Raw genomic sequence first — 25,282 nt, 5'->3', positions numbered from 1 at the left:
AATTATTGTTGGTAATTCTGACTTTTTATATTGATGCTGATGTAGTTACTATCAGATTTTTTATTTTTCAGATTCCCATATTCATGGGAATAACAATTTTAATTTTTTGAAGCTAAAGTGCTTCAAGAATTTTTTTCAAGAAAAAAAGAGGAACATTTATAGCCCCTCTTTTTTGTAAGAATTATTTTCTAATTCCTAATTCTTTGATAATCGCACGGTATCTGTTGATCTCAGTTTTCTTTAGATAATCTAATAAACTTCTACGTTTACCTACCATCATTACTAGAGAACGCTCTGTATTATAATCTTTACGATTTCTTTTTAAGTGCTCTGTTAAATGGTTAATTCTGTGCGTAAATAACGCGATTTGTCCTTCTGAAGAACCGGTATCGTTTTTTCCTTTACCGTGTTTTTCGAATAAACTTTCTTTTACTTCTTTAGTTAAGTACATGCCAATATTATTTAAATGATTTTTATGTAGTTCAATGAAGTGTTCATTGAGGGTGCAAAGATACTATTATTTTTTAAAATGATTTATTTTGATTGTAGTATTATTATTATTATTATTATTATCGTGTTCTTCTTAGCTATGAAGTTTAACACATATGATTAATTTAAATTATTTTATTACGAAAAAAAATTTTTATTCAACATGCTTAATTTTATTTTTAACAGTTTTATTCATCAATTGTAGTGATAATGAAATTCATGAATTTTCACATGATGATGAAATAAACCGGTGGGTAAAAGAAAATAAAAAACAAATTTTGACTTACAATAGAAAAGATATAAAGAAATTTTCTATTGCAAAACAAAGAGCAATACTTCAAGCCTTGCCAGCAAAAAAAAGAAAATTAATTTGGCAAGAAAAAATAAATTATATTTTGAATTTAAAGTTACCTGAAGAAGAAACAGCATATTTAAAATGGTTTGAACAAGCCTTTAAAAAAATTAATTATGAAGTTCCAACATCTAAAGATTTTTCTAACGAAATGTATGACCAAGTAATGATTGGAGCAAAAGAATTTAATTGGAGCTCAGAATTCATATATTTAACTTTTTTTACTATTGCGGATTTGAAAGCTAATGTTCGATCTAATATTACAGCACAAAAGATTTCTGGAGAGCCAGATACATGCACGTGTTATTATGATGGTGGTTGCCCTGGCTGGAATAATACGTGTAGTGAACCTGATGTTTGTAAAAAAGCAAATACTGATTGTGGTGTTTTTGGTAGTACCGTTTGTGATGGCTATTGTAAAGGTGATATAATAATTAATTAAAAGTGCTAAAAAAAATAATATTTAATGGCACTATTACAATTTTGATTTATATTCTTTGTGTTTTCTTTTTGAAAACGCAAAGAATTATATTTCCTATTTTTATGATAGGTGCTTTTATAGTAAGTATGCTCTTATCTTACAAAGATGTTTTAGCTTCATTTTTACCTTTGACAACAATATGGATTATTCATTTATTTTTACCAGATAGTAAAATAAATAATGTAATTATTTATTTAATATTTACCCCATTAACTTTTTTATTTGGGTATTATTTAAAACGTAAACTAGCTATTTTTAAAATAATTTATTCAATAACATTAGTATTTGTTGGATTATATGCATTTAATAATCTTTGGTATGTTACAGAAAATTACGGAGCTAGAAAAATTATTAAGTCGCCAAAAATGGAACTAGTTTATACTAACAGTAAAATTAGAATAGATACAATCCAAGATAAAGTTATAGTTTTAGATTTTTGGACAACAAATTGTGGTGTTTGTTTTGAAAAATTTCCTGATTTTGAGAAAAAATATTTAAGTTATAAAAATAACTCAAATGTTCTTTTTTATGCGGTAAACATTCCAATAAGAAATGATACTTTGGGTTATGCTAAAAAGTTGATAAAAAAATATAATTATAAATTTCCTAAATTATTTGCAACATCAGACACAATTCCAAGACAGTTAGATTTTAATAAATACCCTCATAACATAATTTTGAAAAATGGAAAAATACGATTTAATGGTAGTTTGAGTATTAGTGATAAGGATGTTTTTTTATATAAACTAGAGAGTGAAATAGAAAGACTTTTAAATGAGTAAAAAAGCCAGCATAAAGCTGGCTTTTTTTAATTTCTAACAGGTAAATTCTGTATTAAATCGATATATAAATTTACTTGTTTTTTTAAATCTTTCCGCTCATAAATAGCATCTAAGAAGCCATGCTCTAAGACAAATTCAGATTTTTGAAACCCTTCTGGTAATTCTTTTCCAGTGGTATCTTTTACAACTCTTGGTCCGGCAAAAGCAATTAACGCATTGGGTTCTGCAATATTAATATCACCTAACATGGCATAAGAAGCAGTGGTACCACCCGTTGTTGGGTCTGTACACAAAGAAATATAAGGAATTTTAACTTCTGCTAATTGCGCTAATTTTGCCGATGTTTTTACTAGTTGCATTAAAGAAAGTGATGCTTCCATCATTCTTGCTCCACCAGATTTTGAGATCATTAAAAATGGGATCTTATTTTCTATAGAATAATTGATGGCACGCGCAATTTTTTCACCTACTACAGAACCCATAGACCCACCGATAAAGGCAAAATCCATAGCAGCAATTACTAAATCTTTACCTAACGATTTACCAACAGCGGTTCTTACAGCATCTTTTAATTTGGTTTTTTCTTGAGCAGCTTTTAATCTATCTGGGTATTTTTTTGTGTCTTCAAATTTTAAAGGATCTTTAGAGGTTAAAGTCTCATTTAATTCTTTAAATTTATTGTCATCAAAAAATAATTCAAAATACTCTTTGCTACCAATTCTTACATGATAGCCGTCTTCTGGACTTACATATAAGTTTTTTTTGAGTTCTTCAGTATCGATTACCTTGCCGCTAGGCGTTTTATACCAAAGGCCTTTTGGAGTGTCTTTTTTATCTTCTGTAGCAGTTTGTATTCCTTTATCAGTTCTTTTAAACCAAGCCATAGATAGTTTGTTTTATTTATTGTTGAATATTTTTTATCATTCTTCTTGTAAGAAAGTAGGTTACAAATGTAAAAGATTTTTATGAACTTTTAATTTCCTTTGATTGATTCTTTTTTGAGGCGATTTTAAATCAAAAAAAAAGCACTTTGAATATATGTCAAAATGCTTTTTCTGTTTAATTATAAAAATTGTTATAAAGTATCTACGTTATTTAAGTCTGCAAAAGCTTGTTTTAAACGAGCTTTAAAAGTTTCTTCACCTAAACGCAACCACTTTCTTGGATCGTAGTATTTTTTGTTTGGTTGATCAGCACCATCAGGATTCCCGATTTGAGTTGCTAAATAAGCTGCTTTTTCTTGCATATAATCACGAATACCTTCTGTAAAAGCAAACTGCATGTCTGTATCGATATTCATTTTGATAACTCCATAACCAATTGATTCTCTAATTTCTTCTAAAGTAGATCCTGAACCGCCATGAAATACAAAATCGATATGATTTTCTTCAACGCCATATTTTTTTGTGATAAACTCCTGAGAGTTCTTTAAAATTTTTGGTGTTAATTTTACATTTCCTGGTTTATAAACTCCATGAACGTTTCCAAAAGCTGCTGCAATGGTAAATTGTGGCGACACTTTTAATAATTCTTCATAAGCATAAGCAACTTCTTCAGGTTGTGTATATAATTTAGAAACATCAACATCAGAATTATCTACACCATCTTCTTCACCACCAGTAATCCCTAACTCAATCTCTAAAGTCATACCCATTTTGCTCATTCTAGCCAAATAGGTTTTACAGATCTCAATATTTTCTTCTAAAGGTTCTTCAGATAAATCTATCATGTGAGAACTATATAAAGGTTTACCAGTTTCAGCAAAATGCTTTTCTGAGGCATCTAATAAGCCATCAATCCAAGGTAATAATTTTTTGGCACAATGGTCTGTATGCAAAATTACAGGAACACCATAAGCAACAGACAATTCATGAATATGTTTTGCACCCGCAATGGCACCCGCAATGGCTGCTTTTTCATTTTCGTTAGACAAACCTTTTCCTGCATTAAACTGAGCTCCTCCGTTAGAGAATTGAATAATTACGGGCGCGTTTAAATCTCTTGCCGTTTCTAAAACACCATTAATTGTATTAGAACCAATAACATTTACTGCTGGTAAAGCAAATCCTTTTTCTTTAGCTAATTTAAAAATTTCTTGAACTTCTTTTCCTGTTGCTACACCAGGTTTTATGTTATGACTCATCTTTATGTTTTTTAGATATAATTTCTTGTCAAAAATACTAAAAAATAGTAGATTAAAAGCGCCAAATATCAATTAATTGACGAAAACGTTATAGCGTTTAAAGGTCGTTTTTATTAAAAAGGATAGTTAATTCCGATGTTATAAACGGCAGCATTAAAATTATAATTTTTAAACCATTTGCTTCCATTTAAATAAGGTTCATAGGTTTTAAAGCCAACATCAAAACGTAAAATTAAAAAATTAAAATCTAATCTTGTTCCAAAGCCAGATCCTACAGCTATATTTTGCAAGGAAGAAAAACCACTAAATTTAGCTTCATCTTCTACAAAACTAGATCCAGAAATATCCCAGATATTTCCAGCATCAATAAATAAGGCTCCTTTTAATTTGCTAACAACATCAAATCGGTATTCTATGCTGGTTAAAAATTTAAAGTTACCAACATTAAACTCTAAGCCAGAATTTCTGCTTCCTGGCCCTAATTCATAAGTTTGCCAAGCTCTAATATCATTAGAACCACCAGCAAAATAACTTTTAGTAAACGGTACATCAGAATTATCATAGGTTATAATGGCACCTAAAAATGTTCTTAAACCAAATACTGCGTTGTTACCAATGTCCCAAAACTTTTTGTATTCAATATCGGTTTTAAAATATTGAGCTATAGGAATTCTTAAAAATGTTTTTTTATTATTTTCGTTTTCCTTGCTAGATAATAAGCCTAAAATATTTCCAGAATTGGCAACTCTAATTCTAAAAAAAGAGAAATCATTATCTTTAAAATCCATTTGATTATTATACGTAAAAGTATAGGCAATGGTAGGAATTAAAAAATCTGAAGTAATGATATTGTACCGGTTTAAAATGTTTAAACTTATATTATATTCTTCTGGGTTAGAGTTTTTAAAGCTTGTATTATCTGCTAAGCTATTCATAAAAGAAATTGCTTCTTCCGGAAGATTTAGTGCTCTATTACTATCATTGTAAAATACTTTGGCAACATTATTTAAACTTTCATATTCAGAATTATAAATGTTAAAAAAACTACTCACATTTAAGTTTTGTATATACTGAGTGTTTAAAATTTCTAATTGAATGGTTTTTCTGGGGTTATATTGCCATTTATAATCGGTTAAAATGGTAAAAGTCTGTCTATCTAAACCAATATTTTTTTGAAAACTAGATCCTAAAGAAAACAGTGTTCTTGGCGACATTCTTTTCGGTACAAATTTGCTTAAGCCAAAAGGAGCTACAAATCTAGGTATTTCTAAAGAGGTATCTGCCCCAATTTCCCAACCAGGACCCGTATTGGCATTAAACCAAGAGCCTAAAAAAGATAATTTTAATAGTTCTGCACCTTTAAAAGCATTTCTATCGGTAATAGAAAATTTACCAGAAATACCAAAATTACGAACATTAGAGTGTGTTAATTCTGTTTCTGTAATTAACGTATATTTTTTTAATGGAGATAGATACACATCCATTTTTAATTCATTGTCCGTACCAGCTATCTGTGTAAATTTTATATTGGTAGATTTAAAATTTTGTAAAGATTTTAAATGAGTTCTTGTTAAATTTATCAAAGTATCTTTATAGACTTCTCCAGGCTTCAGAAAAATAGATTCCGATAAATATTTCGGGTTATATTTTAGTGTATTATAAGACACAAAGTTAATGTCTTTATAGGAGGTTGATTCTTTGATTTCTTCATCTTTTCTTGTAAAAGAATAATCGGTAATAACATTTACTTCTTTTATGGTATGTACTTTAAAAGGCTTTTCTATATAGCGTCCGTCTTCTTCTAATAATCTATTTGCCGCCATTATAAAATTTACATTGGTTTTATAATCTGTTCTGGTAGAATCTACATAAAAGCCTAAGGCAGATTCTGAAAAATGATAAATACCATTATTTCTAAAAAGTTTTACAACTTTACCTGCTTCGTTTCTAAAGGTTTGATCTTTATACTGATCGTTGGTTTTTAATAACGTTTCTAAGCCAGAATTTTTATAAATAGAGTCTAAAACTGTAGATTCTATTTTAATATTTATGGTATCTAAAATAGTTGGTTTTCCTTTCTGAATATAATAAGTAACTGTTGCTTTTTTATGAGCAGAATCTCTATGTATCTTAGCACTTACCGAAGATTTAAAATATCCTTGTGTTTTATAGTAGGCCCATAAATTTTCGGTCGTTTTTCTTATTTTCCTGTTACTGATGATTTCCGGACCTGGGTATTTTAAAAATAATTTATTTAATTTGATAAAAGAATTGGCATAGGCAATACTCTGTTTTTCTGAAAATATTTTTTTAATAAACCGATAAGATCTTGGATTTTTTTTTGCCCAATCCGTAACTGTTTTTGGTTTATTACGATTTCCTATATTGTGAAAATAGAGCCCTAAAGGAAGCCCTAGAAAACGTTGGTTTCTTTTTTGTAAGATATATTTTTGAAGTTCTGATCCTTTCTTTTTTACGCTATCAATCTTAATAATATTTTCTGTTAACATAAACTCGCCATCTGCAACACGTTTTGTAGAATTACACGATGCAAAAAAGATTATAAATAAAAAATAGAACGAAAGTTTTTTCATTATTTTAGCACTCCAAAGAAAATCAAAAATAGTATTTTTCAATGATTTATTTCTATTTACACCCAATTAATGAGTATCTCAAAAAATCAACTTAAAATTATAACAAGTTTATCTCAAAAAAAGTATCGACAAAAACATCATTTATTCGTTGCTGAAGGTATAAAAGTAGTCAATGAGTTGTTAAATTCTTCTTTTAAATTAGAAATTTTATATGCCACGGATAATTTTATAACCAATATTTCTTCGGATAAAATTGTTAGAATCTCAGAAAAGGAGTTACAAAAAATTAGCAATCTAAAGACACCAAACCAAGTTGTAGGATTGTTTAAAATTCCTGATGAAAAAGTACTTCAACAATCGGGTATTATTATTGCCTTAGATACGGTAAACGACCCTGGAAATTTAGGGACCATTATAAGATTGTGCGATTGGTTTGGTGTTCAGCAATTAATTTGCTCAAAAGACACTGTAGATTGTTACAATCAAAAAGTAGTGCAGGCAAGTATGGGGTCTTTAACAAGAGTTGCTATTCGCTATGTAGATTTGGAAACGTATTTACAAGAAGCTGTATTACCAGTTTTTATTGCGGATATGGAGGGTGCAAATGTCTACACAGCAGCGTTGCCAAAAGACGCTATTTTAATTATGGGAAATGAGGCAAACGGCATTTCTGAGAACATAAAGTCTTTAGTCAAAAATAGAATTTCAATTCCAAGATTTGGAGAAACTCAAGAAACAGAAAGTTTAAACGTTGCCACTGCAACCGCTATTTTGTTAAGTGAGTTTAAACGAAGTTCATATTTTTAATGAGTAGCTTTAAAGTTATCATAAACCGTAGCAAAAGTATTGGTATTAATTATTTTTTTTACTTTTTAAAGGAGTGTTCATCCAATAATCATTTTCTGTTTTTAATGGCGTAATAACAGATTTAGATAATGGTAAACGCTTGTCAATAAAGTTTTTTTGAAGAGGAAGACGCTTATTTTCAAAAATTTCTTGCACAAAAAACTCTCTATATTGGTTCATTTTTAAACTGGTTCTTTCATTAATTTTAAAACCATTGAGGTCTTTAATATGATGGACATCAAATGTAAAATAATTAGCGTAATTAGGGTTTTCTCTTTCCTTTTTAAGGTTTATTTTTTCCATTGATTTTTCATCAATAAAAACAGTGACCGTTCTTTTGTCAGTATCAAAAGTATGGATCCCCGTAATTTTTAAGCTTTGATTTTTATAATAGATTTTAAAATTCCTTTTAAAAGGTTCTAAACTGCTAACGTCTATTTGCTTATTAAAAGAAATTTTAAAGCCATTTTCTTTAGCGTTAAATGTTGCTTTATCCATTTTAAAATAGTGACCATTATAGGCTTCAAAAAAGTTGTTAAAGGTGATGTAATTTAAATACATTTTATCTTTTTTAGCCTTGTATTCTATCGTAACCGAGTACTGCGGATTGTTGCTGTTTCTATTATATAGCGTATAGTTTAGTTTATGAATAGCGAAATTTTGTTTAGAAATGTAAATACTTCCTTTAGCAGCATATTCATAACTTGTTTTTTCTTTTTTTGAAAAAAACGAAATTTCATAAAGTTGAACATTATCAGAAAAAACAATATTTTCTACTCTAAATTTATGATTTCGAATAAAATCTTTTGCAAAAACATTGCTGTAAGAAAATGACATTTTATCATGATTTCTAATCGCATTGGTTAAGTCTAATATATTTAATTCATTGCCTCCCAAAGGGGTGATATAAACACTTTCTGAATATTTTTTACTCTTATTATCATAAGGAATTGTAAGTGTGCTGTCTTGAATAAATTTGTCATTAGCCTTATAATGGTATAATAAGGACTGATTCTTTTTGCTTTTTAATTTATCGCTATCCATGCCATCATCAAAAGATTCTATAATAGCTTCATTTACATTGATGTATTTTACAGGATTTTCTGATTTTATAATTTTTTGATAGGAGTCTCCGACAGGTTGCTGGTAGTCTTTGTAATAGCCAATATAAGAATGAGGTTCTATCGGATAATTTTCAAGGATATTTTCAATTGCTTTTCTAACAATTTGGACTCCTAAAAGTTTTTTCTTTTTCTTTTTTGATGCGGTAATTATAACTTCATTCAAGCGACTATTGGAAACAGACAAGTATATAATATTTAAGGTATTATTTTTAAGTGCCATTAGCTTAATTTCTTTGGTTTGATAACCAATAGAAGATATTCTTATAATTCCTGTTTCTTTATACCGGCTAGGTATTTCAAAGTTTCCATTAAAATCGGCATGGGTTCCTCTGTTTATTTTCTGTAGCATTATTGTTGCATACACAACGGGTTTTTTAGTAGCAGCATCTAAAACTCTGCAAGCTATTTTTTTTTGCGAAAATGAGCTTGTAAAGGCGCAACTAAAAAATAATAAAATAAGTAGTATGTTTTTCAAGGAAGATAATTTGTAGATTTTTATAAGCAAAAACCACGCCAATGAATGCGTGGTTTTTTTTATAAAATAGAATAACAATTCAATTATTTAGGATCTAAAGCCATATCAATTCTAGCGACAACATCTTGCAAATGGTAACGTGACGTAGTATTTGAAGCTCTTGACGCTGCATTTCTTACATCTCGCTTTAATCTATTTAACTCTCCTCTTGCAAAAGATTTTATATCAGACTGACTTACATTTACAGAAGGAGATCCAAAACGACCTCTTTGATTTGGCGCATCATTTAATAAATAAGCCAAACGATCTATATGTGCTTTCTGTAGGTTTCTTCTATACGTATCGATACTTCTGCCGTTGTAGATTTCAGACCAAACTCCTTTTCTCAAATCAGAAAACATCGAAACTAAATTATAAGCTTCGTTTCCATTTAAGGTTTCGTTTTCAATCATTCTTGCCATTCTTCCAGTATCTAAAACACCGTTTAAAGTTCTTACTTGTAAAGATCTAACTTGTTCTAAAACTCCACTTGATTGCACTTTAGCAAAGAAATCTTTATCTAACATCCAGGTTGGTGTTTTAAATAATTGATCAATAACAAACTGTAAAGATTCTCTTTGACGCGTTTTATCTACGTGTGTGTACACGGCACCTTCTTGATCAGTAGTTTTGTAGTTTTCATAAATACCACCCACATTAGAAGAAACATGGCCCATATATCTTGCAAATTGTCCAACAATCTGACCATACATTGTTTCCATTTCTTCATAAGTTTCACCTTCTTTTGTGGTCCACTTTTCAAGATTTAGTATAATTCTCTTTAAGTTTTTAATTCCGTAGTCACTTGCTTTCACAGCATCATCACCTAAATCTTCTGTTTGAGAACTTGGATCTACAACACCTCTTTGCTGACGACCAAAACGATAAATTGGATTTCCTGCTTTATCTAAAATCCATTGGTTTAAAATTGACTTTTCTTCTTCTGCAGTTTTCTCTAAAATTGGTCTATAACCCCAGCTGATAGAATATTTATCATACGGTCCAATATCTGGCATAAGTGCAACGCCTTTGTCCTCTGGCTGAGCTACATAATTAAAACGAGCATAATCCATAATAGAAGGTGCTGTTCCGAATTTTTTAGTAAAAGATGCAGAACGTAAAGAATCTACAGGGTAAGCAACACTAGAACCCATATTATGAGGTAAACCTAAGGTATGACCAACTTCGTGGGAAGAAACAAAGCGAATTAAACGGCCCATTACTTCATCTTTAAACTCAACAGATTGTGCATCTGGATTAATGGCTGCAGTTTGCACAAAGAACCAGTTACGTAATAAACTCATTACGTTGTGATACCAGTTGATATCAGACTCTAAAATCTCTCCAGTACGTGGGTCACTAACGTGAGGTCCATTTGCATTTGGAATTGGAGATGCTAAATAACGCACCACAGAGTAACGAACATCTTCTGGAGACCAATCTGGATCTTCTTCTTTGCTTGGAGGATCTTTTGCAATAATAGCCTCTTTAAAACCAGCAGCTTCAAAAGCAACTTGCCAATCTTCAATACCTTGCTTAATATACTTTCTCCAAACTTCAGGCGTAGCTCTATCTATATAGTAAACAATTTGTTTTTTAGGAACTACTAATTCTCCTCTTTTAAACTTCTCGATATCTTCATCTTTTACCTCTAATCTCCATCTATCTAAAAATCTAACAGTTTTACTTTTCTGAGCTTCTAAACCATAATCTGTTTGTCCTGTGCCAAACCATCCTACTCTTTCGTCAAAATATCGGCGCTTCATTGGTTCTTCTGGTAATAAAATCATTGAGTTACTCATTTCTACAGAAATAGAACCTAAACTTCTGTTTGAAGGAGGAGCACTTGCAAAATACGTTTTTACATGTCTTATTTCAATATTTTCAGGGTAACTGCTTACTCTTTCTACATAAGAACGCGATTTGTCTAATCTAGAGGCTTTGTAAGCGGTTCTATAGCGTTGAGGAAAGCCCATAGGTTTTACATCATCAGCTAAGAATGCTGTAGCATCTATAACAACTCCTGTTGTATCTTTATTGAATGCCTTTATAGGAAAAGAATATAAAACAGGTTCAAAATTAGAGTTTACAACAGCTTCATTTACTGGTAACATTGTATCCGCAACCACAGAATGAGAAACTACTCTTAATAAAATTTGTTTGTTTTTGCGTTCCCAACGTAAAACTTGTTCGTTGGTTTTACCGCCACCAAATCCGATTCCACTAGCTGTTTTAGCAATTCTTGTAACCATTAACATCTCTCTTCCTAAAAGATCATTAGGAATTTCCATCAAGTAATTACTGTCTTCTGTATGAATTTTAAATAACCCATCATCAGTTTTATGGTCTTTGGTAACCACTTTGCCATAGGGTTGAATATCTCCTTTTTTAGGTTTAGGTTTTGGAGCTACCTTTTTTGGTTCTTCCTTCTTTTTCTTTTTCCAAAATTGTGCTTGTGCATCAACAGAAAAACCAAAAACAAGTGCAACTATAAATAGTCGCGATAGTACTTTGTTTGTCATAATGTGATTTGATTTGAATTAGGTTTCGAAATTACTGAATCTATAAATGCATAAACCTTAAACTTTTGTTAAAGCAAAATGATTTTTTTATGACAAATAAGTACTATTGTTACGCTCGTTTTAATTTGGTTATAAGTGATTAGAGATTTTTGTTTTGTAGTTTTTTAATACTTTAAATAGCATAATACATAGGTTTTACGAATGTAATTAAAATTTAATTGCATCGAAATTTTCTGTAAAATTAGTGCAGTTAATATTATTTATGTAATAGATAGTTACCTTAAATAATGAACATAAAAAAACTTCAAATGAAATTTTCATCTGAAGTTTCTACATTTTAAATGCCCTAGCAAAAGTTTAACTTTAATCTTTTAAGTTTTCATTATTTCTATTTCCAGGTAAATCTTGATACCAATTTGTTTTAACAGTGCCGCCTGAGGTTGCCCAATCTGCAAAGAAGTTATAGCCATCGGTGATGATTATTTTTTCTTTTGGAGCCTTAAATTGTCCTGCCACATTAATAGCCCAAGGCAAACCAGCAGGTGTTTTAAAATCACCATCACTATCTTTAACGGTTGGTCCTACTGCAATAGTCGTTGTTGTAGGATAATAGGTAGTTGGTTTATTCGGTAAATGTACTTCTTTAAGCCTGTTTTTGTTAATGATTAGAAAAGGATTAAACGGAGCAGTACCTAATTCAGCTGTGGTTATAGGAGTTTCAAATATTATGGAAATGGTATTGTTTATCCCAACATTTACATGTGCATTGTCAAAGAAAATAATTACCGCATTGGGTTGACCTTGTTCTGTTCCATTGGCATTATTTGTTATAAATCCTTCTGTTAAATTCGGTCCCGTTACACTGGCAATTGCCGAAGGTGAAACGCCTTCTAATTCAATACCAAAGCCATTTTTAAAACTAGCTCCAATTGATTCTACCGTGTAATTATAATTTACTTGCGTTACCTTATTTTCTGAATTTAAAAGAGTTTTGATATTGTAACTGATTACTAAATCATTAAAGTCATAATCGCCTGCATATGGCCATAAGTCTTCGAATGCTAAAGTTGCATTTGTGAGCTCAGTTGGGTAATACATTTTATTGCTTATTGCGGTACAATCACCAGGACTATTTTCTGTGATTTGAATATTATCAATAAAGTTACCATAACTTCCTGAGCCTACGGCTTCAAAAATAAAATAAGTGTCTGCTTGTCCTTCGGGTACCGTATATGTTCCTGAATACTGAACCCAAGCTGTGTTACCAGTGGTCATAATTGCCTCAGTGGTTGCAGTGGCTAAATTTTCTCCGATTCTAACGAGCGCGTTATCTACGCCAGATCTACCTCTATGCCATACAGACCAACTGATCTCTGCACCAGGACTTGTACAAATACGCTGATACAAAGCTGAACTTCTATTTGCATTTAGTTCTGCGAAATAAGATCCTTTTTTAGCTGGTACGCCATTAAAGCCAGATTTCCAAAGCTCAATTTTATTATCTGAGGCTGTTGTAGACCAACCATCTACATTATTTTCATCTGTAATAATATAATTATTAGGAAGTGTTGGTCCGTCTTCAAAATCATTATTTAAAAAGAAATTGTCGGTACATTCTGTACAAGGGTTGCCGTTAGATTTATAACGAGTGGCAGATTTACTTGCAGACTTATTTGACGTTACTGTTAAATTAATTTTATTGTTTAACACATCTAAAATCTCTGAAGAATATTCAAGTCCATCTTTTCTTACTACATATACTTTCTCGTAAACGCTAGGTAAGCTAAATACATGATTAATAACACTGTTGTCTGTTTTACCAGAGTATAATAAATTATTGAGGGCTTCAGAAATATTTTCAGCTTCGGCACCATATTCATTTGAATAGGCATACATATCATATCTTACATGAGGTGTCGCGTCATTTATCGTTAATGTGACAACTCTTTCGGTATCAAAATTAAAATTATTTGGAATTGATAAGTTTTCTAGCATTTGTAAAGCATCTTCGGATACTACTGTTTCCTCAGGTTGCTGCATGTCTAACTGGTTTGATACACAAGAACTTAAAATTATCGTAAAAGCTAATAACAAATAAAGATTAAAATTTTTCATAGTTTGTATTCTGTAAAATTAATATGATGTTCTAATGGACTGCAAGATACTCTAGGAATGTCATTTTGAAAGAAAAATACGATTATTATGGGTTTAGTTGCAAGGAATTACCATAATGTGTCGATGAATGGTAATTAGAGAATGTAACTTGTAAAGATTAAAATTATGTAAAAAATAAAAAGACTGTCTTTTCAGACAGCCTCTTTTTATGCTTTTTTCAGGGAATTTTATAAGTTAAATGCTTTTTTTATAGTAGCTACATAGTCTAATTTCTCCCAAGTAAAAGTTTCTACTTCTTCAGAAATCGTTTCTCCCATAGGGTTTGAAAATGTAACAGTTTTTATTTCTGGAGTTCTACCCATGTGCCCATAAGCAGCAGTTTCAGAATAAATAGGCGTTCTTAATTTTAAACGTTGCTCTATAAAATAAGGACGCATATCAAAAATAGTTTCTACAATTTTACTGATTTCTCCATCGGTTAAATCAACCGTAGAAGTTCTATACGTGTCTACATTGATACTCGTAGGTTTTGCAACCCCAATAGCATAAGAAACTTGCACTAAAACTTCTTTACACAATCCTGCAGCGACTAAATTTTTAGCAATATGTCTAGTAGCATATGCTCCAGATCTATCAACTTTACTCGGGTCTTTTCCGGAGAAAGCACCGCCACCATGCGCACCTTTTCCTCCATAGGTATCCACAATGATTTTTCGACCTGTTAAACCAGTATCTCCATGAGGACCGCCAATCACAAAAATACCTGTTGGGTTAATGTGATAGGTGATGTTATCTGTAAATAATTTTTGAATATGAATTGGTAATTTTGCGACTACTCTAGGAATCAAAATTTCTACAATATCTTTTTTAATCTTCGTTAACATCACTTCTTCGGAAGCATCAAAATCATCATGTTGTGTAGAAATGACAATAGCATCTATTCTTTGAGGTACATTATCATCAGAATATTCAATAGTTACCTGACTTTTAGCATCGGGTCTTAGGTAGGGAATTTCGTCATTTTCTCTTCGTAATGCTGCTAGTTCTATTAACAATCTATGCGATAGTTCTAATGCCAACGGCATATAATTTTCAGTCTCATCGGTTGCATAACCAAACATCATTCCTTGGTCTCCAGCACCTTGCTCTTCTGGATTGGCTCTATCTACTCCTTGATTAATATCTGGAGATTGTTCGTGAATTGCAGATAGCACTCCACAAGAATTTCCATCGAATTGATAGGCGCCTTTTGTGTATCCAATTTTGTTAATTACATCTCTTGCAATTTTCTGAACGTCTAAATAGGTTTCAGATTTTACTTCACCAGCTAAAATAACTTGTCCGGTGGTAACTAGCGTTTCGCAAGCAACTTTACTATTTTTATCAAAAGCTAAAAAATTATCAATTAAAGCATCAGAAATTTGATCTGCTACTTTATCAGGGTGTCCTTCAGAAACACTTTCTGAGGTAAATAAATATGACATAAGTATCTTATTTTAAGTTTGTTGAGGAATATAAAAAAGATTGCTAGGTCGCTAAAAGTAGTATGGAATTACTGCTTTAGCATTTTGTTCTAAACTTGTTTCAGAATCTCTAAAATAGATATTCTTTTACAATTTAGGTACTGAATTAATTTCAGTACTAGAGGTTGCAATCAGTTCAAATTTTTCCTCTTGGTTAAGTCGCAAAAATACATTATAAATTTAAAGTCTATTGTTTTTTTGTGATAATTATTTGTGATACCATCATCAATAAATGATTTTTGCACACTTAAAGTTGATATTTTTAAGAAATACATAAAATAAAAGATGAAAAAGTATCAAATTAATACTATTTTAAAAATAAATACTATTTTGTTTGGATACTAATATTTTCTGTTGCAATATTTGCGCTCACAAAGTTCAAGAACTTATTGAAATGTTATCAAGAAAGGTGAAGGGATTAGACCCATTGAAGCCTTAGCAACCCTTTGTAAATGCTGAAATCTATTCAGTATCTCAAAGAAGGTGCTACATTCTACTCTTTATGCTGAATTTATTTTCAGGGACAAACAATAAAGGATAGATAACAAAAAAGAATGTTCCTTTTATGGAAACATTCTATTTTTCTTAATAACATTTTTCTAGTGGGTACATCATTAAAAATTGATGCATTTGACTTTTGTTTTAATCGCAAATTGATTCACAATATGCAATATTGTGTTCTTTTGAAAATGTTATTCCAGCGAAAGCGGGAATCTAAATTAACTCAAAAAAAACAGAAAAATGAGTACATTAAAATTAGCAACCAACGCGTTGCATGCAGGACACGACGTAACAGCAAACGGAGGCGCAAGAGCAGTTCCTATTTATCAAACAACAGCCTATGTTTTTAACAATTCAGAGCATGCTGCAAATCTTTTTTCATTAAAAGAATTAGGATTTATTTATACCCGTTTAAACAACCCAACAAATCAAATTTTACAAGATCGTTTGGCAGTTGTAGAAGGCGGAATTGGAGCCGTAGTTTTCGCATCTGGAACTTCAGCAATTTCAACAGGTTTATTAACACTTTTAAAAGCAGGAGACCATATTGTTGCTTCAAGTAGTTTATATGGCGGAACCTACAATCTATTGAGTGTAACCTTGCCAAGATTCGGAATTACAACTACCTTTGTAGATGCTTCAGATGCAGCTAATTTTGGAGCAGCTGTGCAAGAGAATACGAGGGCGTTTTTTGTAGAGTCTCTAGGGAATCCTAAATTAGATGTTTTAGATTTAGAAGCAATTTCTGCAGAGGCAAAGAAAGCAGAAGTTCCTTTTATTGTTGATAATACCGTGGCAACTCCAGTATTGTTAAACCCTATTAAACATGGTGCAGATCTTGTAATTCACTCCTTAACAAAATATATCGGCGGACAAGGAACTACGATGGGAGGCGCCATTATAGATGCGGGTACTTTTAATTGGGCAAATGGTAAATTTCCAGAATTTACAGAACCTTCTGCAGGATATCATGGGTTAAAATATTATGAAACTTTAGGTGCAGCTTCCTTTGTTTTTAAATTAATCTTAGAAGGATTGCGTGATTTTGGAGGTGCTTTAAGTCCGATAAACGCCTTTAATATTATTCAAGGCTTAGAAACTTTACCTGTTAGAATAAAACAACATTCTACAAATGCATTGGCATTGGCAAAATGGTTAGAGCAGCAAGACGAAGTTGCATGGGTTAATTATCCGGGATTAGAAAGCAGTAAATACAAATTTTTATCAGATAAATATTTAACAAAAGGACAAAGTGGTATTGTAACTTTCGGTCCTAAAAAAGGTTTTGAAGCTGCAGAAGTAATTGCAGATAAAACCAAAATATTCTCTTTATTGGCAAATATAGGAGATACAAAATCTTTAATTATTCATCCGGCAAGTACAACGCATCAGCAATTAAATGTCGAAGAACAAGCAAGTGCAGGGGTTTCTCAAGATTTAATTAGATTGTCTGTGGGTATTGAAGATTTAGAAGATTTAAAAGCAGATTTAACAGCGGCTTTTGCTGAAATTCCAAAATAAGTTTTGGTATAAAATAGCAATAGCAATAGATTTAAGTCTGTTGTAAAAAAGTGAAATCATCAACAAACAAAAACAAGGGGTCTTGCTAAAAAGCAAAGAAGCATGCTAAAAAGCAAGGGAGCATGCTCCCTTGTTAAATAAAATAATATGAACGATTTAATATTTACAGTAAAAGGAGAAAGTTCATCTCCTGCAAAATTTATTGCAAAAACAAGAAATTTTCAATTGGTGGTGGATGAGCCAGAAGATTTAGGAGGAACAGATGAAAACGCAAATCCTGTAGAATATATTTTGGCAGGTTTGGCTGGTTGCTTAAATGTTGTTGGGCATTTAGTGGCAAAAGAATTGGATTTTACAATCGATAAATTAAAAATTGAAGTAGCGGGAAATATCAATCCAGATAAATTATTTGGAATTTCTAATAACGAAAGAGCAGGTTTTAAAGCAATAAACTTAAAACTAATTCCAGAAACAAATGCACCTATTGAAACCTTAGTTTCTTGGTTAAAAATAGTTCAAGAAAGATGCCCAGTAAAAGACAATTTATTGAATGTTACTCCAATAAAAATCAATATAGAAAAGCAATACGCAATTCAATAATATAAACTAAAAAAGCAAGTGAGCTGGCTAAAAAGCAAGGGAGCATGCTCCCTTGTTAAATCATATGGAAAATAAATTACAACATATCAACATAGAAAATTTTACGACAGAAAGCGGAACGCTATTTAAAAATATTCAGTTAAGTTATCAATTGTTTGGTCAAGAATTGGGTTCAGCTCCGGTGGTGTTGGTGAATCATGCTTTAACAGGAAACAGCGATGTTGCTGGTAAAAAAGGTTGGTGGTCAGCTATTATTGGAAACGAAAAAACAATCGATACAAATACCTACACAATTTTAGGGTTTAACATCCCTGGAAATGGGTTTGATGGTTTTGTAATTGATGATTATAAAAGTTTTATTGCCAGAGATATTGCTCATATTTTTTTATTAGGATTGAAGCAGTTACAAATTCATAAACTTTTTGCTTTAATTGGCGGTTCTCTAGGAGGCGGAATTGCTTGGGAAATGGTTGTCTTAAACACAAAATTAACCCAACATTTTATTCCAGTTGCCACAGATTGGAAATCTACAGATTGGTTGATTGGTAATTGCCAAATTCAAGAACAGTTTTTACTAAATTCCAGTAATCCGGTTCATGATGCTAGGATGCATGCCATGCTGTGCTATAGAACTCCAGCCTCTTTTAAGGAACGTTTTCAGCGCTCTAAAAAAGAAAATTCTAGTATTTTTAATGTAGAAAGTTGGTTGTTGCATCACGGAAAAAAATTACAAGAGCGGTATCAATTATCGTCTTATAAATTGATGAATCAATTACTTAGGTCAATTGATGTAACGGATGGCGGTAAAAAAAATATAGAAATTCTAGATTCAATTACAGCGGATATTCATATTATAGGTGTAGATTCTGATTTGTTTTTCACAGCAGAAGAAAATAAGCAAACACATAAAAAGTTAGCATTGACCAAAGAAAATGTTACCTATAATGAAATAAATTCTGTGCACGGTCATGATGCTTTTTTAATCGAATATGATCAATTACAGGTGATTATTGAACCAATTTTCAATAAAGATTATAGAAAGAAAAAAATGAAGATACTTAAGTTCGGAGGGAAGTCTTTAGCCAACGGAAAAGGTTTAGAAAATGCCATAGAAATCATTAAAAGTAAATATCAGAATAAAGAAAAAATTACGGTTGTGGCTTCTGCTAGGGGGAATACGACCAACGATTTAGAAGCTATTTTGAAGAAAGCTGTTGCTAAAACAGCGTATAAAACAAAGTTTGAAAAGTTTAAAAAATATCAACAAGTACCAAACAAAGAAGTAGATTTTTCTGAAGAGTTTATAAAATTAGCTACCATTTTTGAAGGGGTTTCTTTGTTAGGGGATTATAGTCAAAAAATTAAAGATGAAGTTTTAGCGCAGGGCGAGTTGTTATCAGTAAAATTAATAGCAAGTTTATTAGAAAAAGAAAACATTGCTACAAATATAGCAGATGCTAGAGATTTAATTATTACGGATGAAAACTTTGGAAACGCGCAACCCATCATCCCGATTTCTAAAGAGAATGTACTTGCTTATTTTAAAGAAAATAAGGATATTATTCATATCGTAACAGGTTTTATTGCAGCAAATAAAAAAGGAGAAACCACTACTCTAGGAAGAAATGGTAGTAATTATACAGCTTCTTTATTAGCTAATTTTTTAGATGTGGATGAGTTGCAAAATTATACACACGTAAACGGAATTTTTACAGCAAATCCTGATTTGGTTGCAGATGCTAAAAAGATTTCCCAATTATCGTATTCGGAAGCCAATGAATTAGCCAATTTTGGAGCAACTATTTTACATGCAAAAACCATCATTCCGTTATTAGAAAAAAACATAGATCTTCGTATTTTAAATACGTTTAATAAAGAAGATCAAGGAACGTTAATTACATCAGAATCGTCTACAAAAGGAATTAAATCTATTTCTACAATTGATAATGTTGCGTTGCTAAATTTTGAAGGTAGAGGTTTGCTAGGCAAAGTAGGTGTAGATGCACGAATTTTTAAAGTTTTAAGCGATAAAAATATTAGTATCAGTATTATTTCTCAAGGTTCTTCAGAAAGAGGCATTGGTATAATTATTGAAGCAGATAGGGCGCAAGAAGCTGTTTATTCATTAGAAAAAGAATTTGAAAATGACTTTTATTCGCAAGATGTAAATCGTATTTCTATTGTTAATAATGTAGCCGTAATTTCAATTATTGGTCAAGATTTAAGTGAATTTCATCATCCTTATAATGCCTTGATCAAAAACCAAATTGTACCACTTTTATTCAATAACACAGTTACTGGTAAAAATGTAAGTTTGGTGGTTAAGAAGAACGAATTACACAAAGCCGTTAACGTAATTCACGGACAGGTTTTTGGAGTGACAAAAAAAATAAACATTGCCATTTTTGGAAAAGGTTTGGTCGGCGGAACCTTAATCGATCAAATTATAGAAAATACACTATCTATTTTAGAAAGGAGAAAAATTCAGTTCAATGTTTTTGCAGTGGCAAACTCTAAAAAAGTATTGTTAAACAAGCATGGAGTTTCTAAAAACTGGAAAAAAAATCTATCAGAAAGTGGTGTTGAGAATGTTTCAGTAAAAGATATTATTGCATTTGCAGAAACACATCATTTTGAAAATTTGATAGCTGTTGACAACACCGCAAGCGCAAATTTTGTGAGTAATTACATTCCTTTTATAGAAGCTGGTTTTGATTTGGTTTCTTGTAATAAAATTGCAAATACCTTATCTTATGATTTTTACAAAGAAATAAGGGTGAAGTTAAAAAAACATAAAAAGCAATATTTATATGAAACGAATGTGGGTGCAGGTTTGCCTTTAATTGATACCATTCGTTTATTGCATGAATCCGGAGAAAATATCACCAAAATTAGAGGGGTGTTTTCAGGTTCATTAAGCTATTTGTTTAATAATTTTTCTGCTGAAAATGTTCCTTTTTCTAAGGTGCTAAAAGAAGCAATTGAGAAAGGATTTACAGAACCAGATCCAAGAGAGGATTTAGGTGGAAATGACGTTGCTAGGAAATTACTGATTTTAGCAAGAGAACTCGATTTGGAAAATGAATTGGATGAAGTGGTTATTAAAAACTTAATTCCAGAACATTTAAGAGAAGGTTCTGCCGATAATTTTTTAAGAAATTTGGACTTGTTAAATAAGGATTACAAGACTCTAAAAGACAGTCAAAAACCAAATCACGTTTTGCGGTATATCGGCGAATTAAGTGGCGATTTATCAAAAAACAAAGGAAATTTAGAGGTAAAATTAGTTTCTATTCCAAAAACTACGCCTTTAGGTGCTTTAAAAGGTTCGGATGCAATTTTTGAAATTTATACCGAATCCTATGGAGCGCAACCCATCGTAATTCAGGGAGCAGGAGCAGGGGCAAATGTAACTGCAAGAGGTGTTTTTGGAGACATTTTACGACTGGCAAAACATAATAATTAGTGTTTTCCTGCAAGGTTTCAAAAACCTTGTAGGTATAGTTTATATTAGTAATTCTTCTATAAGATTTCCAAAAATCTTGTAGATACTTTTCAATAAATGAAATACCTACAAGGTCGAAAAAAGACCCTGCAGGACAAATGATTATAATCAATGAGCAAACATTTCGAAACACAAGCCATTAGAAATCAAACAGAAAGATCTCAATTTTCTGAGCATTCTACACCTTTATATGTAACTTCTAGTTTTGTTTTTGACGATGCTGAAGAAATGAGAGCATCCTTCGCAGAAGAAAAAGAACGGAATTTATACAGCCGATTTACAAATCCGAATACAACCGAATTTGTAGATAAAATTGTTGCGATGGAAGGGGCAGAGGCTGGGTATGCTTTTGCCACCGGCATGTCTGCTATTTTTACAACATTTGCAGCGTTGCTAAAAGCAGGAGATCATGTGGTTTCTTGCAGATCCGTTTTTGGTTCTACACATAATATGTTTACCAAATATTTACCAAAATGGAACATCGAAACTTCTTATTTTAAAGTAAATGAGGTTCATTTGGTAGAAAGTTTGATTATAGAAAACACAAAGATTTTATATATTGAAACGCCAACAAATCCGGCAGTAGATATTTTAGATTTAAAATTGCTTGGTAAAATTGCTAAAAAACATCAATTAATTTTTATTGTTGATAATTGTTTTGCTACACCTTATTTGCAACAACCTGTTAAATTTGGAGCAGATTTGGTCATTCATTCTGCCACAAAATTAATTGATGGGCAAGGAAGAGTTTTAGGCGGAGTCACTGTGGGGAAGAAAGAGTTGATGCGAGAAATTTACCTATTCGCAAGAAATACTGGGCCAGCAATGTCGCCATTTAATGCTTGGATTTTATCAAAAAGTTTAGAAACGCTTGTGGTTAGAGTTAAAAAACATTGCAAGAATGCTTTAAAAGTTGCCAAGTTTTTAGAGGGAAATACCCATGTGAAATTTGTAAAATATCCTTTTTTAAAATCACATCCGCAGTACAAAATAGCCAAAAAACAAATGAAATTAGGAGGTAATATCGTTGCTTTCGAAATTAAAGGAGGTATCGAAGCTGGGAGAAAATTTTTAAACAATATTAAAATGTGTTCTTTATCAGCAAATTTAGGAGATACGAGATCTATTGTTACGCATCCATCATCTACCACACATGGCCGTTTGTCAGAAAGCGATCGATTAGAAGTTGGTATTACAGATGGATTGGTAAGAATTTCGGTCGGTTTAGAAAATATTGAAGATATTATTGAAGATATTTCGCAAGCTTTAGATTTTTAGCAAAGTTTTAGAATACTTATATTTGAGGAAATTCGACCCACTTTTGAAAAAAAAACACCTCTTAATCATGCTATTGTTTTTTACAATGCATGGTTTTTCTCAAAAAAAGGAAAACCCAAAAACTAAGTTTACCAACTTTTTAGCCAACTCGTATTATAGTTTAAATTTTGGTGGTATTTTTTATCCTTTTTCGAATGCTAATTTAATGGATGGATATCAAACAGAAACTTTTAGTAGAAACTGGTTTTCTGGAAGATTGTTGTTAGGTCATAAGATAACGGAAAATTGGTCTCTTCAATTTGGCACGATGAGACCCGCATCTTGGTTTAAGTATGATAATGTAAATAATATTGGTTACGAGAGAAGTGTTTGGATTAACGCTTGGTCTTTATCTTTAAAAAAAGATTTTAAACTCTATGATAAAACTTCTTTTTATGCGGAGGCAGGAATTGCAAATCTAACTCGATTTGGTTTTTCTATCGAGGATCAAGTAATTTATGAAGATGCGCATTTTGCGAGTTTAATTTATGGGTTTGGATTACAATATCGTTTAAATGATAAATGGCGCTTGTCTTTAAGCGGAACATTTTTACCAAAAGCTCTAAAACACAATCAGCCTTCTATTTCGCAAGCAACTTTGGGTTTTGAATATCATTTGCAACAACTTGATGATAAAACTGCTGAAGCATTCACCAACAATGGATACTTTTTTCCAAAGAATATTTTTCAGGTGAGTTATGGCACAGGAGCCCTTGGATTTGGAGTGAATCAATTTTTTGCTATGAGTCTTCCCGTTGGTAATTTTGAGAGTTTTGGAGTTCCTATTTTTTGGGTAGGAGCCGTAAGGGCACAACATGCTTTTTCTTTAACATATCAGCGATTACTTTTTAGATCAGAAAAGATTTTTTCTTTAGATTGGGGTACTAGTATTACTTATTTTCAATCAGAAGTTGGGCAATCAAATGTATTTGCATTTTCTATTTTTCCAGTAGTAAGATTCTACTTACTAAGAAAAAAAACATATGATTTTTATACAAATTATTCCATCATTGGTCCGGCATTTATCACCAAAAGTGATATTGATGGTTTTAAAAGTGGTCCTAAAGTAACCTATCATGATACCATGGGTTTTGGATTGTTTTTTGGAAAAGAAAGAAAATATAATTTCGAATTGCGTCTGATGCATTATTCAAATGGTAATATTTTTACTAGAAACGATGGTGTTGCCATTCCGCTTCAATTTACTTTTGGCAAAACGTTTTAACATCGACAATAAAAAATAGTTTATACTGCTGGTTAGCTTTTTTTTTTGTAAAAGTCCTGCAGCACATAATATGCTTTCTTTTTATTACCCGTTTCTGAAATTAAAACCTTGCGATTCCAGCCGTCTTGAATATTGGTAAGAACACGTCTCGGTAATCTAAAATCTGCTAATATCCATGGGGTTAATCCTCTTAATTGGGGAATCTTATCTAACATTAATCATGTTTGTTTATACAAATCCTCTTGAAATTCTTCTGTCCAAACTTCAGTTTTATCACCATGTAAGCCTTGCAAAGTACCAGCACCGAATTCGGAAATGATTACTGGTTTATCAAATTCAAAATCGAACACCGGCTGTTTTACACTTTTCGTTCCATCGTACCACCCAATGTATTCGTTAAATGAGACAGCATCAACGTATTCTAAAAGTGGATTTTCAATTATGTGAGTATTCTCTGTTCTTTTTTATAATGACGTTCTAATGCAGCACTTATGAAGCGAACAGCATCTAAACTTTTGGCAGAATTAATCATTTTTTTTAAGAATTCCCTTCGTTCTGTGGTGATTGGTGTTTCATTTGCCATGGACCAAATAATGATAGAAGCGCGGTTTTTGTCGCGTCTAATCATATCATTAAGTTGGGCTGCTGCATTTTTATAAGTATCTAGATTTTTCTATTGAATTGTTCAATAAACAGGAACTTCTGACCATACCATTATGCCGAGTTCGTCAGCTACAAGCGTCATATTTTCGTTATGAGGATAGTGTGCCAGACGAACATAATTACATCCTAATTCTTTTGCCAACCCAGTAACATCTAAGCATCTTCACGCAAGTTTGCTCTTCCTCCTCGTATGCCATTTTCTTTATGAATGGAAATTCCGCGTAAAAATGCAGATTTCTTATTCACCAAAATATTGGTTCCTTTTACTTCAAGTGTTCTAAATCCAATTTGTATTTCCTGCATACCTTACCTTTATATCATATAAATTTGGATTTTCAGGCGACCATTATTTCAATTTTTTGGCTTTCATGGTTCTTGTGCAAACATTGCCCCCCTGTAATAAAGAGTGTAATTGTGAATAATGGAATTGCTTTTTAAGTATCATTAATTTTGGTATTTATTTTT

The 25,282-nt window shown here is 31.5% G+C and carries 19 protein-coding genes, 1 pseudogene and 1 riboswitch; of the genes and pseudogenes, 8 read left to right on the top strand and 12 right to left on the bottom strand.

Annotation, left to right across the window (positions count from 1 at the left end; all coding sequences use genetic code 11):
• Positions 1-181: 181 nt before the first annotated feature.
• Positions 182-451, bottom strand: coding sequence for a 30S ribosomal protein S15 (gene rpsO / locus K8354_RS12735; protein ID WP_223440463.1), 270 nt, complete (start codon positions 449-451; stop codon positions 182-184).
• Between the two features lie 154 nt (positions 452-605).
• Here rpsO and K8354_RS12730 point away from each other — a divergent pair, with 154 nt between their 5' ends.
• Positions 606-1,283, top strand: a complete 678-nt coding sequence (locus K8354_RS12730; protein WP_223440454.1) for a bacteriocin fulvocin C-related protein — start codon at positions 606-608, stop codon at positions 1,281-1,283.
• A 2-nt stretch (positions 1,284-1,285) separates the two neighbouring features.
• Positions 1,286-2,104: a TlpA family protein disulfide reductase gene (locus K8354_RS12725; protein WP_223440445.1), complete on the top strand. Its 819-nt coding sequence runs from the start codon at positions 1,286-1,288 to the stop codon at positions 2,102-2,104.
• Positions 2,105-2,130: 26 nt separating this feature from the next.
• Here the strand turns inward: K8354_RS12725 and accD are convergent, their stop codons facing one another.
• From accD to tamL, 3 genes are all read right to left on the bottom strand, one after another.
• Complete coding sequence (gene accD / locus K8354_RS12720; RefSeq protein WP_223440443.1) at positions 2,131-2,988, bottom strand: acetyl-CoA carboxylase, carboxyltransferase subunit beta; 858 nt, start codon at positions 2,986-2,988, stop codon at positions 2,131-2,133.
• A 191-nt stretch (positions 2,989-3,179) separates the two neighbouring features.
• Entirely contained in the window at positions 3,180-4,247 is a 1,068-nt protein-coding gene (fbaA, locus tag K8354_RS12715) for a class II fructose-bisphosphate aldolase (protein WP_223440434.1), read from the bottom strand.
• A 113-nt stretch (positions 4,248-4,360) separates the two neighbouring features.
• Positions 4,361-6,841 carry a translocation and assembly module lipoprotein TamL gene (tamL, locus tag K8354_RS12710; protein WP_223440432.1) on the bottom strand — a complete coding sequence of 827 codons (2,481 nt, stop codon included), beginning with the start codon at positions 6,839-6,841 and terminating at the stop codon, positions 4,361-4,363.
• Between the two features lie 69 nt (positions 6,842-6,910).
• Between tamL and K8354_RS12705 the strand changes: the two genes are divergently transcribed.
• Positions 6,911-7,648, top strand: a complete 738-nt coding sequence (locus K8354_RS12705) for a TrmH family RNA methyltransferase (protein ID WP_223440430.1) — start codon at positions 6,911-6,913, stop codon at positions 7,646-7,648.
• 45 nt (positions 7,649-7,693) lie between these two features.
• Here the strand turns inward: K8354_RS12705 and K8354_RS12700 are convergent, their stop codons facing one another.
• From K8354_RS12700 to metK, 4 genes are all read right to left on the bottom strand, one after another.
• The gene (locus tag K8354_RS12700) at positions 7,694-9,286 is read right to left on the bottom strand and encodes a carboxypeptidase-like regulatory domain-containing protein (RefSeq protein ID WP_223440428.1); all 1,593 of its coding nucleotides are present in this window, start codon (positions 9,284-9,286) and stop codon (positions 7,694-7,696) included.
• Positions 9,287-9,369: 83 nt separating this feature from the next.
• Positions 9,370-11,847: a zinc-dependent metalloprotease gene (locus tag K8354_RS12695; protein WP_223440426.1), complete on the bottom strand. Its 2,478-nt coding sequence runs from the start codon at positions 11,845-11,847 to the stop codon at positions 9,370-9,372.
• A gap of 363 nt (positions 11,848-12,210) precedes the next feature.
• Entirely contained in the window at positions 12,211-13,962 is a 1,752-nt protein-coding gene (locus K8354_RS12690; protein ID WP_223440424.1) for an LruC domain-containing protein, read from the bottom strand.
• Positions 13,963-14,189: 227 nt separating this feature from the next.
• Positions 14,190-15,446: a methionine adenosyltransferase gene (gene metK / locus K8354_RS12685; protein WP_223440422.1), complete on the bottom strand. Its 1,257-nt coding sequence runs from the start codon at positions 15,444-15,446 to the stop codon at positions 14,190-14,192.
• Between the two features lie 433 nt (positions 15,447-15,879).
• Positions 15,880-16,033: riboswitch (SAM riboswitch) on the top strand.
• 193 nt (positions 16,034-16,226) lie between these two features.
• Here metK and K8354_RS12680 point away from each other — a divergent pair.
• From K8354_RS12680 to K8354_RS12660, 5 genes are all read left to right on the top strand, one after another.
• The gene (locus tag K8354_RS12680) at positions 16,227-17,507 is read left to right on the top strand and encodes an O-acetylhomoserine aminocarboxypropyltransferase/cysteine synthase family protein (protein WP_223440416.1); all 1,281 of its coding nucleotides are present in this window, start codon (positions 16,227-16,229) and stop codon (positions 17,505-17,507) included.
• 147 nt (positions 17,508-17,654) lie between these two features.
• On the top strand, positions 17,655-18,107 hold the full coding sequence (locus K8354_RS12675; protein ID WP_223440414.1) for an OsmC family protein: 453 nt from the start codon (positions 17,655-17,657) through the stop codon (positions 18,105-18,107).
• Positions 18,108-18,171: 64 nt separating this feature from the next.
• The gene (thrA, locus tag K8354_RS12670; protein WP_223440412.1) at positions 18,172-21,573 is read left to right on the top strand and encodes a bifunctional aspartate kinase/homoserine dehydrogenase I; all 3,402 of its coding nucleotides are present in this window, start codon (positions 18,172-18,174) and stop codon (positions 21,571-21,573) included.
• Positions 21,574-21,723: 150 nt separating this feature from the next.
• On the top strand, positions 21,724-22,890 hold the full coding sequence (locus K8354_RS12665; protein ID WP_223440409.1) for a trans-sulfuration enzyme family protein: 1,167 nt from the start codon (positions 21,724-21,726) through the stop codon (positions 22,888-22,890).
• Positions 22,891-22,933: 43 nt separating this feature from the next.
• Entirely contained in the window at positions 22,934-24,154 is a 1,221-nt protein-coding gene (locus K8354_RS12660) for an acyloxyacyl hydrolase (protein WP_223440399.1), read from the top strand.
• 32 nt (positions 24,155-24,186) lie between these two features.
• Here the strand turns inward: K8354_RS12660 and K8354_RS12655 are convergent, their stop codons facing one another.
• The 4 genes and pseudogenes from K8354_RS12655 to K8354_RS12645 all read right to left on the bottom strand — a co-directional run bounded on the left by K8354_RS12655 (position 24,187) and on the right by K8354_RS12645 (position 25,120).
• Entirely contained in the window at positions 24,187-24,369 is a 183-nt protein-coding gene (locus tag K8354_RS12655; protein ID WP_223440397.1) for a hypothetical protein, read from the bottom strand.
• 3 nt (positions 24,370-24,372) lie between these two features.
• On the bottom strand, positions 24,373-24,504 hold the full coding sequence (locus tag K8354_RS18710) for a hypothetical protein (protein ID WP_302850509.1): 132 nt from the start codon (positions 24,502-24,504) through the stop codon (positions 24,373-24,375).
• Between the two features lie 89 nt (positions 24,505-24,593).
• Positions 24,594-24,959 (bottom strand): annotated as a pseudogene (locus tag K8354_RS12650) (glycoside hydrolase family 2 TIM barrel-domain containing protein).
• Between the two features lie 11 nt (positions 24,960-24,970).
• Positions 24,971-25,120 (bottom strand): hypothetical protein, encoded by a 150-nt coding sequence (locus K8354_RS12645; RefSeq protein WP_223440395.1) that lies wholly within the window; start codon positions 25,118-25,120, stop codon positions 24,971-24,973.
• Positions 25,121-25,282: the final 162 nt, after the last annotated feature.

Origin of the sequence: Polaribacter litorisediminis (genome assembly GCF_019968605.1) — a bacterium.
GTDB classification, from domain to species: domain Bacteria; phylum Bacteroidota; class Bacteroidia; order Flavobacteriales; family Flavobacteriaceae; genus Polaribacter; species Polaribacter litorisediminis.
The sequence above is the reverse complement of the archived record's forward strand: the minus strand, read 5'-3'. Positions and strand labels throughout refer to the sequence as shown.

Coding starts and splice junctions, on each gene's coding strand:
- K8354_RS12645 (WP_223440395.1), bottom strand. CDS start 25,120: ATGCAGGAAATACAAATTGGATTTAGAACACTTGAAGTAAAAGGAACC.
- K8354_RS12730 (WP_223440454.1), top strand. CDS start 606: ATGATTAATTTAAATTATTTTATTACGAAAAAAAATTTTTATTCAACA.
- K8354_RS12705 (WP_223440430.1), top strand. CDS start 6,911: ATGAGTATCTCAAAAAATCAACTTAAAATTATAACAAGTTTATCTCAA.
- rpsO (WP_223440463.1), bottom strand. CDS start 451: ATGTACTTAACTAAAGAAGTAAAAGAAAGTTTATTCGAAAAACACGGT.
- K8354_RS12680 (WP_223440416.1), top strand. CDS start 16,227: ATGAGTACATTAAAATTAGCAACCAACGCGTTGCATGCAGGACACGAC.
- accD (WP_223440443.1), bottom strand. CDS start 2,988: ATGGCTTGGTTTAAAAGAACTGATAAAGGAATACAAACTGCTACAGAA.
- K8354_RS12675 (WP_223440414.1), top strand. CDS start 17,655: ATGAACGATTTAATATTTACAGTAAAAGGAGAAAGTTCATCTCCTGCA.
- metK (WP_223440422.1), bottom strand. CDS start 15,446: ATGTCATATTTATTTACCTCAGAAAGTGTTTCTGAAGGACACCCTGAT.
- K8354_RS12690 (WP_223440424.1), bottom strand. CDS start 13,962: ATGAAAAATTTTAATCTTTATTTGTTATTAGCTTTTACGATAATTTTA.
- tamL (WP_223440432.1), bottom strand. CDS start 6,841: ATGAAAAAACTTTCGTTCTATTTTTTATTTATAATCTTTTTTGCATCG.
- fbaA (WP_223440434.1), bottom strand. CDS start 4,247: ATGAGTCATAACATAAAACCTGGTGTAGCAACAGGAAAAGAAGTTCAA.
- K8354_RS12655 (WP_223440397.1), bottom strand. CDS start 24,369: ATGTTAGATAAGATTCCCCAATTAAGAGGATTAACCCCATGGATATTA.
- K8354_RS12665 (WP_223440409.1), top strand. CDS start 21,724: ATGAGCAAACATTTCGAAACACAAGCCATTAGAAATCAAACAGAAAGA.
- K8354_RS12695 (WP_223440426.1), bottom strand. CDS start 11,847: ATGACAAACAAAGTACTATCGCGACTATTTATAGTTGCACTTGTTTTT.
- thrA (WP_223440412.1), top strand. CDS start 18,172: ATGGAAAATAAATTACAACATATCAACATAGAAAATTTTACGACAGAA.